The sequence below is a fragment of the Streptomyces sp. TLI_171 genome, from assembly GCF_003610255.1.
In the GTDB taxonomy this organism is placed as follows: Bacteria; Actinomycetota; Actinomycetes; order Streptomycetales; family Streptomycetaceae; genus Kitasatospora.
The window spans coordinates 1165931-1180383 of the sequence record NZ_RAPS01000001.1 but is presented as its reverse complement, the minus strand read 5'-3'; the positions used below and the strand labels follow the sequence as shown (position 1 = coordinate 1180383).

The following is a 14453-nucleotide window of genomic DNA, read 5'->3' as shown; positions in this document are numbered from 1 at the left end:
TGCGGGCGGACCCGGCCCGGGTGCGTGCCGGGCCGGAGTGTGCCTTGAATGGTCGGGGTGCCGCCGCGACGCACGCGCGCACCCGCACCACCCCTCCCGCCGGGCCCGGCCGCGCCGTGGCCCGGCCACCGAACGGAGACACTCATGCCCCACTGCACGACCCGCGACGGTGTGGAGATCTTCTACAAGGACTGGGGGAGCGGCCGCCCGGTCGTCTTCATCCACGGCTGGCCGCTGAACGGCGACGCCTGGCAGGACCAGCTGAAGGCCGTCGCCGACGCGGGCTTCCGCGGCATCGCCCACGACCGCCGCGGCCACGGCCGCTCCACCCCCGTGTACACCGGCTACGACTTCGACACCTTCGCCGACGACCTGAACGACCTGCTCACCGGCCTCGACCTGCGCGAGGTCACGCTGGTCGCGCACTCGATGGGCGGCGGCGAGCTGGCCCGCTACATCGGGCGGCACGGCACCTCGCGGATCAAGTCCGCCGTCCTGCTGTCCGCCATCCCGCCGCTGATGGTCCAGGGCCCCGGCAACCCCGAGGGCGTGCCCGGCAGCGTCTTCGACTCGATCAAGGCGGGCATCCTCAACGAGCGCTCGCAGTTCTGGCGGGACACCGCGGTCGGGTTCTTCTCCGCGAACCGGCCCGACAGCAAGGCCACCGCCGGGAACCAGGACGCGTTCTGGTACATGGCGATGGCGCAGACCATCGAGGGCGGCGTCGACTGCGTGGACGCGTTCGGCTACACCGACTTCCACGAGGACCTGAAGAAGTTCGACATCCCGTTGCTGGTCGTGCACGGCGACGACGACCAGATCGTCCCGATCGACGCCACCGCCCGCAAGACCGCCGCCCTGGTCCCCGGCGCGGAGCTCAAGGTGTACGAGGGCGGCTCGCACGGCATCGCGATGGTGCCCGGCGACAAGGAGCGCTTCAACCGGGACCTGCTCGAGTTCCTGAAGTCCTGACCCACCCGGAACCCGAAGTCCTGACACACCCGGAAAACAGCGGAGCCGAGGGCCGGCGGACTGGCAGGATGCGCGGCATGACGACGACCATCACCGCCCGGCAGGCCGCGCGCGAGGCATTGGAGGGGCTGGCCCTCGGGGACGCCTTCGGGGAGCGCTGGTTCAAGCTGTTCCGGACGCCCACCGAGGCGATCGCGCAGATCGGGGACCGCCGGATGCCCGAGGAGTCGCCCTGGCACTGGACGGACGACACCGCGATGGCGCTGGCCGTGTACCGGGCCCTGGTCGACCAGGACGGGGTGAACCGCAACCAGCTCGCCGAGATGTTCGGCGCCACCTACCTGGCCGACCCGGCCCGCGGCTACGGGTACGGCATGACCCGGCTGCTGCCGGTCCTGGCCGAGCAGCCCGAACGCTGGCAGGCCGAGTCGAAGGAACTGTTCGAGGGCGAGGGCAGCCTCGGCAACGGCGCGGCGATGCGGGTCGCCCCGCTCGGCGCGTGGTTCGCCGAGGACCTGGACGAGGCCGCCGAGCAGGCCCGGTACTCGGCGGAGGTCACCCACGCCCACCCGGAGGGCATCGCCGGTGCGATCGCCGTCGCGGTGGCCGCCGCACTGTCCGCCCGGGCCCGGGTGGTCGGCGCGGGCCCGGCCGGCGCGGAGCTGCTGCGCGAGGTGGCCGCCCGGACGCCCGCGGGCGCGATCCGGGAGGGCGTGGCCGCGGCGGCGGAGCTGCCGGCCGCCACCGAGCCCTGGCGGGCCGCCGACCTGCTCGGCAACGGGCAGCGGATCCGCGCCTCGGACACCGTCCCGTTCGCGCTCTGGTCGGCCGCCCACCACCTGGACAGCCTCACCGACGCGCTGTGGACCACCGCCGAGGGCCTGGGCGACGTCGACACCACCTGCGCGATCACCGGCGGCGTGGTCGCCGCCCGCACCGGCCTGGCCGGCGTCCCCGCGGCCTGGCTGGAGCGCCGCGAGGCGCTGCCGGCCTGGGTGTCGGAGGACTGACGGATCCTCAGCCGGTCGCGGCGTCCGGCTCCAGGCGCTCCAACTGGTCCGCGGTCAGCCGGATCGCCGCCGCGGCCAGGTTCTCGGCCAGGTGGGCGGGGTTCGCGGTGCCGGGGATGGCGAGGACGTGCGGCCCGCGGTGCAGCGTCCAGGCCAGCCGGATCTGGGCCGGCGTCGCGCCGTGCGCCGCGGCGACGGCCCGCACCCTGGCGTCGCTCTCGGCGCCCGCCGCGGCCTCGCGGCGGGCGCCGGCGATGGCGAAGAACGGGACGAAGGCGATGCCGAGCTCCCGGCACAGGTCGAGCAGGCCCAGCTCCTCCGAGCGCCGGTGGTCCAGCCCGTAGGCGTTCTGCACGCACACCACGGGGGCGATCGCGCGGGCCTCGCGGACGTGCTCGGGCCGGACGTTGGACAGGCCGAGGTGCCGGATCAGGCCGGCCCGGCGCAGCTCGGCGAGGGCGCCGAAGTGTTCGGCGACGGAGTCCGCGTCCGGCCCGTTGCGGCGCAGGTTCACCACGTCCAGGCAGTCCAGGCCGAGCTGGCGCAGGTTCTCCTCGACCTGGCCGCGCAGCTCGTCCGGGCGGGCCATGCCCTGCCACTCGCCGGACGGCAGGCGGCCGGGGCCGACCTTGGTGACCACGGTGACCCGGCCGCCGCGCCAGGCGGTCAGCGCGCGGTTGATCAGCTCGTTGGCGGAGCGCAGCGGGGAGAAGTAGAAGGAGGCGGTGTCGACGTGGTCGACGCCCTGCTCGAACGCGGAGTGCAGCAGCCGCACGGCGTGCGCGCGGTCGATCGGCGCGGCGTCGGAGTTGCCGAGCATGCCGTTGCCGGTCAGCCGCATCGCGCCGTAGCCGAGCCGGTTCACCTCCAGGTCGCCGAGCTTCCAGGTGCCTGCCGCCGCTGCGGTGGTCATGCGGGTCCCCCTCCGTGGTTCCGTCAGGTCACGGAGTATGGGGTGCGGCGGGCGGGGCGGGCCAGGGCCGCCGGGTGGGCGGATCGTCACACCCGGATCGGGAACGAACGGGCCGTCCCCGGGAGTTGTCGTCGTGGTGGCCGACCCGCCCCCCGCGGGCGCCGGACCGGGCTCCGAAGGGCGCTCGGCGTGCGGGCCGGGAGCGGCTAGGCTGGCCCGGCTCGGTTCTTTACCCAAATTTTCCCGTGCGCCCGGACGCGTGTCGGCCGCCTGCCCATGCCCAGACGGAGGTACTCCGCCTTGCACCTCGACCAGTGGATCGAGAGCGTTCCACCGACCTCGGTGTACGTGATCATCGGACTGATCATCGGCCTGGAGAGCCTCGGCATCCCGCTGCCCGGTGAGATCGCCCTGGTGACCTCGGCGCTGCTGGCCGCCAAGGGCGTCGTCAGCCCGTGGGGCGTGGCGGGCTGTGCGATCGCCGGCGCGATCATCGGCGACTCGATCGGCTACGCGATCGGGCACAAGGGCGGCCGCCCGCTGTTCGCCAGACTCGGCCGGAGGTTCCCCAAGCACTTCGGGCCGGACCATCTGGCCACCGCCGAGCGGGCGTTCCAGCGCTGGGGCATGTGGGCGGTCTTCTTCGGCCGGTTCATCGCCCTGCTGCGGATCTTCGCGGGCCCGCTGGCCGGCACCCTGCGGATGCCGTACTGGAAGTTCCTGATCGCCAACGTGCTCGGCGGCGTGGTCTGGGCCGGCGGCACCACGCTGCTGGTGTACCAGGTCGGCAAGGTCGCCGAGAAGTACCTGCAGGGCGCCTCGTACATCGGCCTCGCCGCGGCGGCGCTGTTCGGCGTCGGCTCGGCCCTGGTGCTCAAGCAGCGGGCCAAGAAGTCCCGGGCGGCGCACCCCGAGCAGTCCGGCGGCAAGAGCGGCGAACCGCTCGCCGGGACGGCGGCCGAGACCGTCGACTGACGCACCGTCGGCCCCCGCCGCGGCCGCCGCACCCCAGTCCGGGTGCGGCGGCCGCGTCGTGTCCGCCTTCGGGCGCGGCACGGGCAGGGAGTAGTGTCGCAGCGCGAGTCGATCACGGAGGTGGGGATGACCACGCAGGAGAGCGGGCCGCAGCGGTGGGCCGCGGTGGACGAGTACGCCGAGGCGCTGCTGATCGGCGCCGACGAGGTGCTGGACGAGGCCCGGGCGGCAGCCGACAAGGCCGGGCTGCCGCCGATCGCGGTCGCCGCCAACCAGGGCAAGCTGCTGCACCTGCTGGCCCGGATCGGGGGCGCCCGCCGGATCCTGGAGATCGGCACCCTGGCCGGCTACAGCACCATCTGGATGGCCCGCGCGCTGCCCGCGGACGGCGCGCTCACCACCCTGGAGATCGACCCGGCGCACGCCGCCGTCGCCACCGCCAACCTGGAGCGGGCCGGCCTCGCCGACCTGGTCGAGGTCAAGGTCGGGGCGGCCCGGGACAGCCTGGCCGAGCTCACCGGGGCCGGCGTCGAGCCGTACGACCTGGTGTTCGTCGACGCCGACAAGGCCAACATCCCGCACTACGTGCAGGCGTGCCTGGCCCTCACCCGGCCCGGCTCGGTGATCGTGGTGGACAACGTGGTCCGCGACGGCCGGCTGGCCGACGCGGACAGCACCGACGAGGCGGTGCGCGGCGTGCGGAGGCTGCACGACCTGATCGCCGCCGAGCCGCAACTGGACGCCACCACCGTGCAGACCGTCGGCAGCCGCGGCTACGACGGGTTCACGCTGATCCGGGTGGAGGGCTGACCGACATGCGGATCGGACTGCTCGGCACCGGCCCGTGGGCGGGCTTCGTGCACGCCCCGGCGCTCGCCGCCCACCCCGACATCGAGTTCGCCGGCGTCTGGGGCCGCCGCCCCGAGGCCGCCGCCGAACTCGCCGCCCTCCACGACGTGCCGGCCTACCCGACGGCGGAGGCGCTGATCGCCGACGTGGACGCCGTCGCGATCGCCCTGCCGCCGGACGTGCAGGCCGAGTACGCGGTGCGCGCCGCGCAGGCCGGCAAGCACCTGCTGCTGGACAAGCCGGTCGCCGCGACCGTGGACGCCGCCCGCGCCGTCGAGGACGCCGCGGCCGCCTCCGGCGTCGCCTCGGTGGTGTTCTTCACCGTCCGCTTCACCGCGGGCCAGGACGCCTGGATCGCCGAACAGGCCGCCCAGGACGGCTGGTTCACCGCGCACTGCCACTGGATCGGCTCGGTGTTCACCACCGACAGCCCCTACGCCGCGTCGCCCTGGCGCCAGCAGAAGGGCGCGCTGTGGGACGTCGGCCCGCACGCCCTCTCGGTGCTGCTGCCGGTGCTCGGCGAGGTCGAGCGGGTCACCGCCGCGCCCGGCCCGGCGGACACCGCGCACCTGATCCTCCGGCACCGCGGCGGGGCGTCCTCCACCGTCACGCTCACGCTGACCGCCCCGCCCGCGGCCGCCGCCCTCGGCGCGGCCGTCGAACTGCGCGGCGCGGCCGGCGTCGCCGCCCTCCCCGACCGGGGCGAGCCCCCGGTCGAGGCGTTCGGCCGCGCCGTCGACGCCCTCCGGGCGGCCGCCGCCACCGGCACCCCGCACCCCTGCGACGTGGGGTTCGGCCGCCAGGTGGTGGAGGTGCTGGCCCGCGCCGAGGAGCAGCTGCTGCGCGGCGCGAACTGACGCTCCGTCAGGGAGCGCTCGGCCGCCGGTCGGCCGGGCGGCGCGGCGGGATCGGGGTCGCCGGGAAGTCGCGCGGGCCGGTCCACAGGGCCGGGACGGCGTCCGCGCGGCGGGCCAGCTCGTAGGCGATGGCCTCGTAGTTGACCCGCCAGCCGCGGAAGTGCGGCCAGGCGTCGGCGATCGGGCGCTCCAGGCTCATGCCCGCGGCCGTGACCATCGCCACCGCCGCGTCGAACTCCGCGAAGGTGAGCCGGATCGGCTCGTCCGGGTCCGGGTCGGCCTCGAACGGGATGCGCAGCGCGGTGGCGATGTCGCGCAGGGCGGTGAAGCCGGCCCGCAGCAGCAGCCGGGCCTCCGGCGGCGCGGAGCGCGGGTTGAGGGCGAGCTGCATGGCGGCGGCGTCCATCACCGCGATCAGGCCCACCACCCAGCTGCGGTACGGCTGCGGCGAGCGGAACGAGATCAGCACCGGGTAGTTGGAGTGGCCCTCGCCGAGGTCCGCCGCCAGCCGCTCCCAGTCCCGGTACAGGTCCGGCAGCTCGCTCTCGGTGCGCACCAGTGCCTGCCGGGCCAGCAGCTCCGGCCCCCAGGCGGGCTCGCCCGCCCGCGACTGAAGCAGCGTCACCTCCAACTCCCGCCGGTTGTAAGCCCCGTAGAGGGTCGGCAGGTAGGCGATCAGCAGCGCGATGATCAGCGGTCCGTTCGCCGCCGCCAGGAAGTCGATCACCGACAGGTGCAGCCGGTCGCCGCTGGCGAAGCCCAGCGTGAACAGGCTCGACCCGGCCTCCCGGAACGCCACCCGCCAGTCCAGCTGGGACGTGCCGCGCAGCAGCAGGGTGTACGCGAGCAGCGTGGAGATCAGCCAGCAGCCCAGCATGCCGAGCAGGATCAGCGGCGCCAGCCAGGTCTGCGCCCGGTCGATGGACCGGTAGCCGCCGAACGGCGCCGCGACCGTCCGCACCAGCCGCCGCAGCACCGACCAGAGTCGGATCACCAGCGCCGAGTACAGCCCGCGCGGCACCACCAGCGTCCGCAGGATGCTGGCCGCGGTCGCCGCCAGCAGGGCGGCCCCGGCCACCGTGAAGATCACTCTCATGCGGGCCATTGTGACCTGCGGCCGCCGCCGCACCCGGCAGGCGGGTGTCCGGACGGCGCTCGGCCGGGCCGGGGCCCGGATCGGACCGGTCCTGACCGACCGGTCGCCCGGGCGCGCGGCGGCCCGGCTTGAACGCGTTCAAGAGGAGTGGGAGGCTGGGCGAACGGATCGCGGAACAGGGGGAACCGGCCATGGTGAGCACGCTGCTGATGCCGCGTCGGCGGAACCGGTGGGCCGGGGCGGGCCACGCCGGGGTGTCCGGCGGGACGGGGCCGACCCGGATCCTCGACCTGGAGCACCCTCGGGTGCGGGCCGCGGTCGACCGGATCGGAGCGGAGGGCGGGGACGCGGTGGCCGCGCTGCGGCGGGCGCACCGGTGGATCGCCGTGGAGGTCCGGCCGGTGTACTCCGTCGAGGAGAACCGGCCGGTGTCCGAGGTGCTGCGGACCGGCCGCGGCTCGTGCAGCCAGCGGATGGCCGTGCTGGAGGCCGTCGCCCGCAGCCGGGGCGTGCCCACCCGGGTGCGCGGCCTGGTGGTGGACGGCCGGTTCTGGTACCCGCGCTTCCCCCGCCTGCACCGCCTGGTGCCCAGGCACGTGGTGCTGGCCTGGCCGGAGTTCCGCGTGCCCGGGCCGGTGGACGACCCGGCCGCCGGGCGCTGGCTGCCCGTGTCGGAGCTGTTCGCGGACGCCGCCGGCCCCGATCGGTCCGGCGGAGGGGGCTTCACCAACGCCGGACCGGAGACCCTGTTCGAGGCGCTGTCCAGGACGGCCGTCGACTGGGACGGAACCACCGCCACCGCCTGCCCCGCCACCGCCGGCTCCTGCGACCTCTCGGCCCATCTCCTGCGGGACCTCGGCCACTTCGACTCCCGCGACGCGCTCTTCGCCCGCCACGGCCAGACCCTCTGCGCCCCGGCGAGGCTGCTCGCCGAACCCGTCCTCGGCCGCCACGCCGCCGGCGTCTGACCCGGCCGTTCCGGCCCGGCCCCGGGAGACCGGGCCGGAAAGCCGGCTGGGGGCGGGCCGTTGACGCGGGTGGACAGGCCGGGCTCGCCACGGAGTCGACGACGGACGGGGAGAGGCGACGGCGCTCCCGCACGGAATGACGGCGCTCCCGGCGCCGCCCGCGGACGCGGCAAGGTCGGCCTCGGCGTCGACGCCGGCAACGCCCCCGGCGCGCCCGCGCTCTGCCGCCACCACGGCGTGGAACTCGACTCCGCCGTGGACGCCCGGGAGTCGGTGCTCCCGCTGCCGGCCGCGAACTGACCGGCCCTCAGGCGTAGACCCGGGCCTGCAGCCGGTACAGCTCGGCGTACAGGCCGCCGGCGGCGAGCAGTTCCTCGTGGGCGCCGGCCTGGGCGAGGCGGCCGTGCTCCAGGACCACGATCAGGTCGGCCATCCGGACGGTGGAGAAGCGGTGCGAGACCAGCACGCTGACCGCCCCGGTGCGGGCCCGGGAGTCGGCGACCAGCCGGGCGAAGCGCTCGAAGAGCGCCTGTTCGGCGGCGGCGTCCAGCGCGGAGGCCGGTTCGTCGAGCACCAGCAGCAGCGGCTCCGGGCGCAGCAGGGCGCGGGCCAGACCGAGCTTCTGCCACTGGCCGCCGGACAGGTCGACGCCGTCGCCGTAGCTGCGGCCGATCAGCCCGTCCAGGCCGCCGGGGACGGCCGCGGCCACCGGGCCGGCCTCGGCGGCGTCCAGCGCGGCGGTCAGGGCCGGGTCGTCGTCGATCCGGTCGAGGTCGCCGATGCCGGTGTTGTCGCGCAGCCGCAGTTCCAGCCGGGCGAAGTCCTGGAACAGGGTGGCGATCCGGCGCTGCCAGTCGGCCGGGTCGGTGGCGGCCAGGTCGACGCCGTCGACCAGGATCCGTCCGGCGGTGGGCCGGTAGAGGCCGCAGAGCAGCTTGATCAGGGTGCTCTTGCCCGCGCCGTTCTCGCCGACCACGGCGAGCGCGGTGCCGGCCGGGATGTCGAGGGTGACCTCGTCGAGGACGCGCCGGGTGCTGCCCGGGTACTGGAAGCTCACCCGCTCCAGCCGGATGCCACGGGCCAGCACCAGCGGCGCCAACGGACCGTCGACAGCGGCGGCCGTGGACGGCCGGAGGGCGTCGAGGCGAGCGGCGGTGCGCCCGGCGTCCTGGAGGACGGTGAGCAGCTGGATCGCGGTGCCGACCTGCAGGGAGAGCTGGGCGGCGAGGGTGATGACCAGGATGACGTCGCCGAGCGGGGAGGCGCCGTGCTGGGCCTGCCGGACGACCAGCCAGATCGCGGCGGCGTAGCCGAGGGCGAAGCAGAGCTGGCCCCCGGCCCGCAGCGCGGCGGCGCGGGTGTGGGCGCGGCCGAGCAGCCGGGTGCCGGCGTGCCACTCGCGGTGGTGGCGGGCCAGCAGGAACGGGGCGGCGCCGGCCAGCCGGGCCTCCTTCGCGGTGGCGTGGCCGGTGGCGACGTCCAGCAGGTGGCGGCCGAGGCGCTGGTGCGGGGCGGCGGCCTCCTTGGCGGCGTCCAGCAGGCGCTGGGCCCGGTTGCCGGCCAGGACGGGGACGGCGCCGAGCAGCGGGAGCAGCAGCAGCCACGGGTCGAGCAGGCCCAGCAGGACCGCGGTCAACGCCAACTGGAGAGCGAGACCGGCGAGTTGCAGGGCGGCTTCGAGCGAGGCGCGGGTCCGCGGCAGGTCGTCGCGGACCAGGGCGAGGGTGTCGGCGAACCGGGGGGTGTCGAGCTCTTCCAGGCCGGGGCGGCCGTGGGCGAGGGCGACCAGCCGGTTCTGGAGTTCCACCTCGCCGAGGTCGCCGAGTTCGAAGTAGGCGAGGTGCGCGAAGTGACCCATCATCAGTTCCAGCACCAGCAGGACCGCCGCGGCCAGGCCGAGCAGGACGGCGGCGCCGGCGTGTCCGGCCAGTGCCTGCACGGTGAGGCCCTTGAGGCAGAGCGCGATCAGCGGGGTGGCCAGGCAGCCCGCGGCCATCATGGCGGCGGCCCGCAGCAGTCGGCGCGGGTCGCACTGCCAGGCGAGGGTGAGCAGGTGGCGCAGGGCGGGGAGCAGGTCGGTCACCGCAGGGCCTCCTCGGCGGGCAGGGCGTCGGTCCGGGCGTCGGACGGGCCGTCGGCGCCGGTGAAGCGCTCGGCCTGGGCGCGGAACAGCCGCGCGTACTCGCCGTCCAGGGCCAGCAGTCGGTCGTGGGTGCCGGACTCGGCGACCCGGCCGTCGGCGAGGACGACGATGTGGTCGGCGCGCCGGACGCTGGAGAAGCGGTGCGCGATGATGACGCTGGTGACGCCGCGGGTGATGTCGAGGAAGCGGTCGAAGAACGCGGCCTCGGCGCGGACGTCGAGCTGCGCGGTGGGCTCGTCCAGCACCAGCAGGGAGGCGCCGTCGGCGAGCGCCAGCATGGCCCGGGACAGCGCGATCCGCTGCCACTGGCCGCCGGACAGGTCGCTGCCGCCCCGGTAGTGCGAACTGAGCACGGTGTCCAGGCCGTCGGGCAGCGCGTCCAGCACGTCCAGGACGCCGGCGCGGTCGGCGGCGGCGCGCAGCGCGGCCCGGTCGTCGAGCCGGCCGGGGCTGCCGAGCGCGATGTTCTCGGCGGCGGTGAGCTGGTAGCGGGCGAAGTCCTGGAAGATGACGGCGATCCGCCGGTGCCAGTCGGCCACCGGGTGGTCGGCGGCGTCCGCGCCGCCGACGGTGATCCGTCCCGCGGTGGGCTCGCGCAGCCGGGCCAGCAGCCGGACGAGGGTGGTCTTGCCCGCTCCGTTGAGGCCGACCACGGCGGTGGAGCGGCCGGCCGGGAGTTCCAGGTCGAGGTGGTGCAGCACGTCGGGGCCGTCGGGCCGGTAGCGGAACGAGACGTCCTCGAAGCGGATCGTCCCCGCCGCGGGCGGCAGTTGCGCGGGCGCGGTCGCGGTGGGGACGGGTCGCTGTTCCAGGGTGCGCAGCGCGTCCTCGGCGGTCAGTCCGTAGAGCGTCTGCATGTCGCTCTCCGGGAAGAACACGCCGAACCGCATCGGGATCAGCACGGCCTGCAGGGCGGCGGAGAGCTGAAGCAGCGTCAGGGTGTGGTCGGCGCCGCCGCGGGCCAGCAGGGCGAGGGCCGCGCCGCCGCCCGCCAGGCCGACCGAGGCCAGGCCGAGGAAGGGCCGGAACAGCAGGCGGCGGCGGGTGGCCCAGAGCGGTTCGAGGTAGCGGCGGGCCTCCGCGGAGTGCCGGGTGCGCAGCCAGGGGACCAGGCCGAGCATCCGGGCCTCCTTGGCGATCCCGGTGCCGGTGGCGGTCCTGCGCAGGTACGCCAGGCGGCGCCGGCGGCCGGTCAGAGTGGCGCGGGCCGCGCCGAAGCGGCTCAGCGCACCGCGCTGCCCGGCCCGGATGACCAGGGCGGCGACCGTCACCAGCACGGCCGGGAGCGGGCCGAGGGCGAGCGCGACCACGGCGGCGGCGCCGACGAGTTGGGCGTAGCGGGCGAGCAGGGCGAGGGTGCCGGCGGCGGCCTCGCCGGGGGTGGGGGAGAGGCGGTCGAAGCCGCCGCGGGCCTCGGCGAGCAGGTCGAGGACGTCCTGCTCCTCCAGGTCGGCGCTGTCCAGGCGGTCCAGCGCGCAGGCCATCAGGTCGGCGATCCGGGCGCCGTCGACCTGACGGGCCACCAGTTCGCCGGCCAGGGACTGGAAGGGGGCGAGCGCCTGCTGCAGGACGAACGCGGCAGCGGCGATCAGCAGCACCGCCGTCGGGCCGCCGCCGCCCGTGCGGGCGGCTGGCAGCGCGGCGATCAGGTGGCTGGTGGCGGCGATGAAGCCGATCGGCAGCAGGCCGACCGCCAGGTGCAGCAGGGTCGCCCCGGCCAGCAGGCCGGGGTGCAGCAGGCGCAGCAGCCGGGCGGCGGCCAGCCGGTGCCGGACGCGGCGGCGCAGCCGGGCCGGCCAGGAGGGTGCGGGGGGAGCGGGCACGGACGGGTGCCTCCGGAATCGGTGACGCGTGGAGCGCGCTCGGGGCCGGCCGCGAAGGCGGCGGGCGGGGCGGGGAGCGCGGGACGGGTGCCCGGCAGCCGGGACGACGGTGTCGCCGGGAGGCACGAGCCCCAGAGTCTGCTGCAGGCCGTCCGCGACGTCAAGAATTCAGCTGACGGTCACTCAGGGTTGGTTGTGCGAAGTGGCGAGGACAGTTCAAGAACTGTCGATTTGGTCTAGACATTTGATCGAGATCCCGGCTAGCGTCCTGTTCGGATCGGGTTCGGCCGGACATCGCCGACACCCGTTCCCACCTGCGCCCGACGGGGGTTGGCGCATGATCCCGGGCTGCGGCAGGCCGGCTGCCGGGAGAGCTGTTCCCACCTCGCCGCACGCCCATCAGGCCGGCGGACCGGAACGCGTCCCCCAAGTCGTCCGCCCGTTTCCGCCCGGCCGTCGCCCCTTCCCGCCGACGGCCCTCGTCCGCGCGCCGCCCGGCGGCGCGTACCGGAGAGGAACCCGCTGCTGTGGAGAGCCTTGACACCCGTACGGTGACCTACCGCGGGGCCAGAACCGGCACCGCGCCCATGACCTGGGGCCAGCGCGCCATCTGGAAGTCCATCCGCTGGCTGGACGAGGGCGCGCACTACTTCAACATCCGCCGCACCGTCGAACTGCCGCCCGGCCGCACCCTCGGGCAGGTGGACGCCGCGCTCACCGCGCTGCTGGAGCGCCACGAGGCGCTGCGCACCACCTTCCACGAGAGCGCCGACGGCTGGCAGCAGCACGTCACCGGCACCGGCACGCTCGTTTACGCCGTGCTCGACAGCACGGCCGGCGACGCCGCCGGCGCCGCGGCCCGGATCGGCGAGCAACTGGTCGCCCGCACCTTCCGGCACACCGAGGAGATCCCGTTCCGGTGCGCCCTGGTCCTCGACGACGGCCGGCCCGCGCACCTCGCACTGGTCTTCTCCCACCTCGGCGTGGACTTCTGGGCGGTCCGTGAACTGGAGCGGGACCTGCGGGAGTTGCTGGCCGGCACGGAGCAGCCCGCCCCCGACTGGCAGCCGCTCGACCAGGCCGGGTACGAGAGCGAGGGGGAGGGCGCGCAGCGCGGCGCCGCCGCCGTCGAGCACTGGCGGCGCACCCTGGAGAAGGTCCCGCCCGCGCTGTTCCCGCCCGTCGACGACCGGGGCCGCCCCGAACGCTTCGTCCGCCTCGGGATGGACTCCCCGGCCGCCGCCGTCGCCGCCACCGCCATCGCGAAGCGCTGCCAGGTCTCCACCGGCACCGTGCTGCTCGCCGCCACCGCCGTGGTGCTCGGTGCCTGGACCGGCCACCCGACCGTGCCGCTGCAGCTGATCGCGGTCAACCGGCACGACGACCGGAGCCGCCGCCTGGTCGCCGCGATGGCCGAGAACGCCCTGTTCTCGCTCGACGTCGGCGACGGCACCTTCGACCAGGCCGTCAAGCGCGCCTTCCTGTCCGGGATGAACGCCTACCGGCACGCCCACTACGACCCGATCGCCGTGGACGAGGTGCTGGACGCCGCCCGCGAGCGCAACGGCGGGGTGCTCCAGCTCGGCCACTTCTTCAACGACAAGCGGATGCACGACCGCTGGGAGGACCTCCCCGACGTCCCCGCCACGCCCGACGGCCTCGCGCCGCTCACCGAGAAGACCCGGATCTTCCACGTCGGCGACTGGGAGCGCCAGGACGCCCTGTTCTTCGTCCACACCACCTACGCCCCCGACACCGTGCTGCTCTACCTGATGGCGGACACCGAACTGATCCCCCGTCAGGACGTCGAACGGGTGCTGCGCGCCTTCGAGGCGCTGCTGGTGGCCGGAGCGGCCGAGCCCGTCGAGCTCGCCGCCGTCACCTTCGCGCGCTGAACCACCGAACCCGCACCGAGAGGACCCCACCGTGACCACCGCCGCGCCCGTCTGGGACGAGGAAGTCGCCGCCGCCGTCACCCGGCTGACCGCCGCCGCCGAGAACGAGTACTACAACCCGTACCAGACCTTCGACTGGCCCGAGCGGATCCCCGAGGGCAGCCTGTGGATGAGCGAGGACCTGCTCACCGTGCACGGCACCGCCGCCGCGGCCGAGTTGAGCCGCGAGCAGTACCTGGCGCTGTCCAAGTGGGAGAGCATCAACTTCTACAGCCTGAACGTGCACGGCATCCGCGAACTGATGCAGGAGGTCGTCCGGCGCATCCACGCGCCCGGCTACGAGATCCCCACCCCGTTCTTCCACCACTTCCTCGGCGAGGAGAACGAACACATGTGGTTCTTCGCCGAGTTCTGCCTGCGCTACGGCGGACGGCTGTTCCCCGACCGGTCGATGTCCTTCGGCGGCGAGAAGCACTCCGCGCGGCTCGACAACTTCGTGGTGTTCAGCCGGATCCTGATCTTCGAGCAGATCGTCGACCACTTCAACAGCCGGATGGCCGCCGACCCCGCCCTGCCGGAGACCATCCGGGCCATCAACCGGGTCCACCACCAGGACGAGTCCCGGCACATCGCGTTCGGCGCGCAACTGGTCCGCGCCCTGTGGCAGCGCCTGGTCGAGGCCGGTGACGAACAGGAGACCGCGCACGGGCGCAGCTACGTCGCCAGGTACATCCAGTCCTCGATCCAGCAGCTGTACAGCGTCGACGCCTACCGCGACGCCGGCATCCCCGACCCGCTCGGCTTCCGCGCCCGGGTCCTCGCCGACCCCGCCCGGCAGGCCGCGCACGCCGCCATCACCTCCCGTACCACCGCGTTCTACCGCCGCATCGGCGTGCTCGACGCCGCCTGATCCACCGTCACCGCCCGTACCACGCAAGGACACCCGCACCGA

The 14453-nt window shown here is 74.9% G+C and carries 12 protein-coding genes; 8 read left to right on the top strand and 4 right to left on the bottom strand.

The window, feature by feature from the left end; translation table 11 throughout:
* The first annotated feature begins 144 nt into the window (after positions 1–144).
* Entirely contained in the window at positions 145–972 is an 828-nt protein-coding gene (locus tag BX266_RS05380) for an alpha/beta fold hydrolase (RefSeq protein WP_099897769.1), read from the top strand.
* A gap of 68 nt (positions 973–1040) precedes the next feature.
* On the top strand, positions 1041–1982 hold the full coding sequence (locus BX266_RS05375; RefSeq protein WP_099897768.1) for an ADP-ribosylglycohydrolase family protein: 942 nt from the start codon (positions 1041–1043) through the stop codon (positions 1980–1982).
* A 7-nt stretch (positions 1983–1989) separates the two neighbouring features.
* Here BX266_RS05375 and BX266_RS05370 read toward each other — a convergent pair whose 3' ends face one another.
* On the bottom strand, positions 1990–2895 hold the full coding sequence (locus BX266_RS05370; protein WP_099897767.1) for an aldo/keto reductase: 906 nt from the start codon (positions 2893–2895) through the stop codon (positions 1990–1992).
* Positions 2896–3195: 300 nt separating this feature from the next.
* Between BX266_RS05370 and BX266_RS05365 the strand changes: the two genes are divergently transcribed.
* From BX266_RS05365 to BX266_RS05355, 3 genes are all read left to right on the top strand, one after another.
* Entirely contained in the window at positions 3196–3870 is a 675-nt protein-coding gene (locus BX266_RS05365; RefSeq protein ID WP_099897766.1) for a DedA family protein, read from the top strand.
* Positions 3871–3996: 126 nt separating this feature from the next.
* Positions 3997–4680: an O-methyltransferase gene (locus BX266_RS05360; protein ID WP_099897765.1), complete on the top strand. Its 684-nt coding sequence runs from the start codon at positions 3997–3999 to the stop codon at positions 4678–4680.
* Positions 4681–4685: 5 nt separating this feature from the next.
* Positions 4686–5576 (top strand): Gfo/Idh/MocA family protein, encoded by an 891-nt coding sequence (locus tag BX266_RS05355; RefSeq protein ID WP_099897764.1) that lies wholly within the window; start codon positions 4686–4688, stop codon positions 5574–5576.
* Between the two features lie 7 nt (positions 5577–5583).
* Here the strand turns inward: BX266_RS05355 and BX266_RS05350 are convergent, their stop codons facing one another.
* Positions 5584–6672 (bottom strand): hypothetical protein, encoded by a 1089-nt coding sequence (locus tag BX266_RS05350; RefSeq protein ID WP_180290390.1) that lies wholly within the window; start codon positions 6670–6672, stop codon positions 5584–5586.
* A 191-nt stretch (positions 6673–6863) separates the two neighbouring features.
* On the opposite strand from BX266_RS05350, the gene BX266_RS05345 reads away from it, so the two are divergent.
* Positions 6864–7640, top strand: coding sequence for a transglutaminase-like domain-containing protein (locus BX266_RS05345; protein ID WP_099897763.1), 777 nt, complete (start codon positions 6864–6866; stop codon positions 7638–7640).
* A 307-nt stretch (positions 7641–7947) separates the two neighbouring features.
* On the opposite strand, the gene BX266_RS05340 is transcribed toward BX266_RS05345, so the two are convergent.
* Entirely contained in the window at positions 7948–9723 is a 1776-nt protein-coding gene (locus BX266_RS05340) for an ABC transporter ATP-binding protein (protein WP_259464557.1), read from the bottom strand.
* A complete protein-coding gene (locus tag BX266_RS05335) occupies positions 9720–11606 on the bottom strand; it encodes an ABC transporter ATP-binding protein (RefSeq protein WP_259464555.1) in 1887 nt (628 codons plus the stop codon). Before BX266_RS05335 ends, BX266_RS05340 begins: the two co-directional genes overlap by 4 nt.
* A gap of 527 nt (positions 11607–12133) precedes the next feature.
* Between BX266_RS05335 and BX266_RS05330 the strand changes: the two genes are divergently transcribed.
* Positions 12134–13501, top strand: a complete 1368-nt coding sequence (locus tag BX266_RS05330; protein WP_143686862.1) for a condensation domain-containing protein — start codon at positions 12134–12136, stop codon at positions 13499–13501.
* Positions 13502–13532: 31 nt separating this feature from the next.
* Positions 13533–14411, top strand: a complete 879-nt coding sequence (locus BX266_RS05325; RefSeq protein WP_099897761.1) for a diiron oxygenase — start codon at positions 13533–13535, stop codon at positions 14409–14411.
* The last annotated feature ends 42 nt before the right edge of the window (positions 14412–14453 follow it).

Excerpts from the sequence above, each read along its gene's own strand:
- BX266_RS05360 (WP_099897765.1), top strand. The coding sequence starts at position 3,997 with ATGACCACGCAGGAGAGCGGGCCGCAGCGGTGGGCCGCGGTGGACGAG.
- BX266_RS05370 (WP_099897767.1), bottom strand. The coding sequence starts at position 2,895 with ATGACCACCGCAGCGGCGGCAGGCACCTGGAAGCTCGGCGACCTGGAG.
- BX266_RS05345 (WP_099897763.1), top strand. The coding sequence starts at position 6,864 with ATGGTGAGCACGCTGCTGATGCCGCGTCGGCGGAACCGGTGGGCCGGG.
- BX266_RS05350 (WP_180290390.1), bottom strand. The coding sequence starts at position 6,672 with ATGAGAGTGATCTTCACGGTGGCCGGGGCCGCCCTGCTGGCGGCGACC.
- BX266_RS05380 (WP_099897769.1), top strand. The coding sequence starts at position 145 with ATGCCCCACTGCACGACCCGCGACGGTGTGGAGATCTTCTACAAGGAC.
- BX266_RS05375 (WP_099897768.1), top strand. The coding sequence starts at position 1,041 with ATGCGCGGCATGACGACGACCATCACCGCCCGGCAGGCCGCGCGCGAG.
- BX266_RS05355 (WP_099897764.1), top strand. The coding sequence starts at position 4,686 with ATGCGGATCGGACTGCTCGGCACCGGCCCGTGGGCGGGCTTCGTGCAC.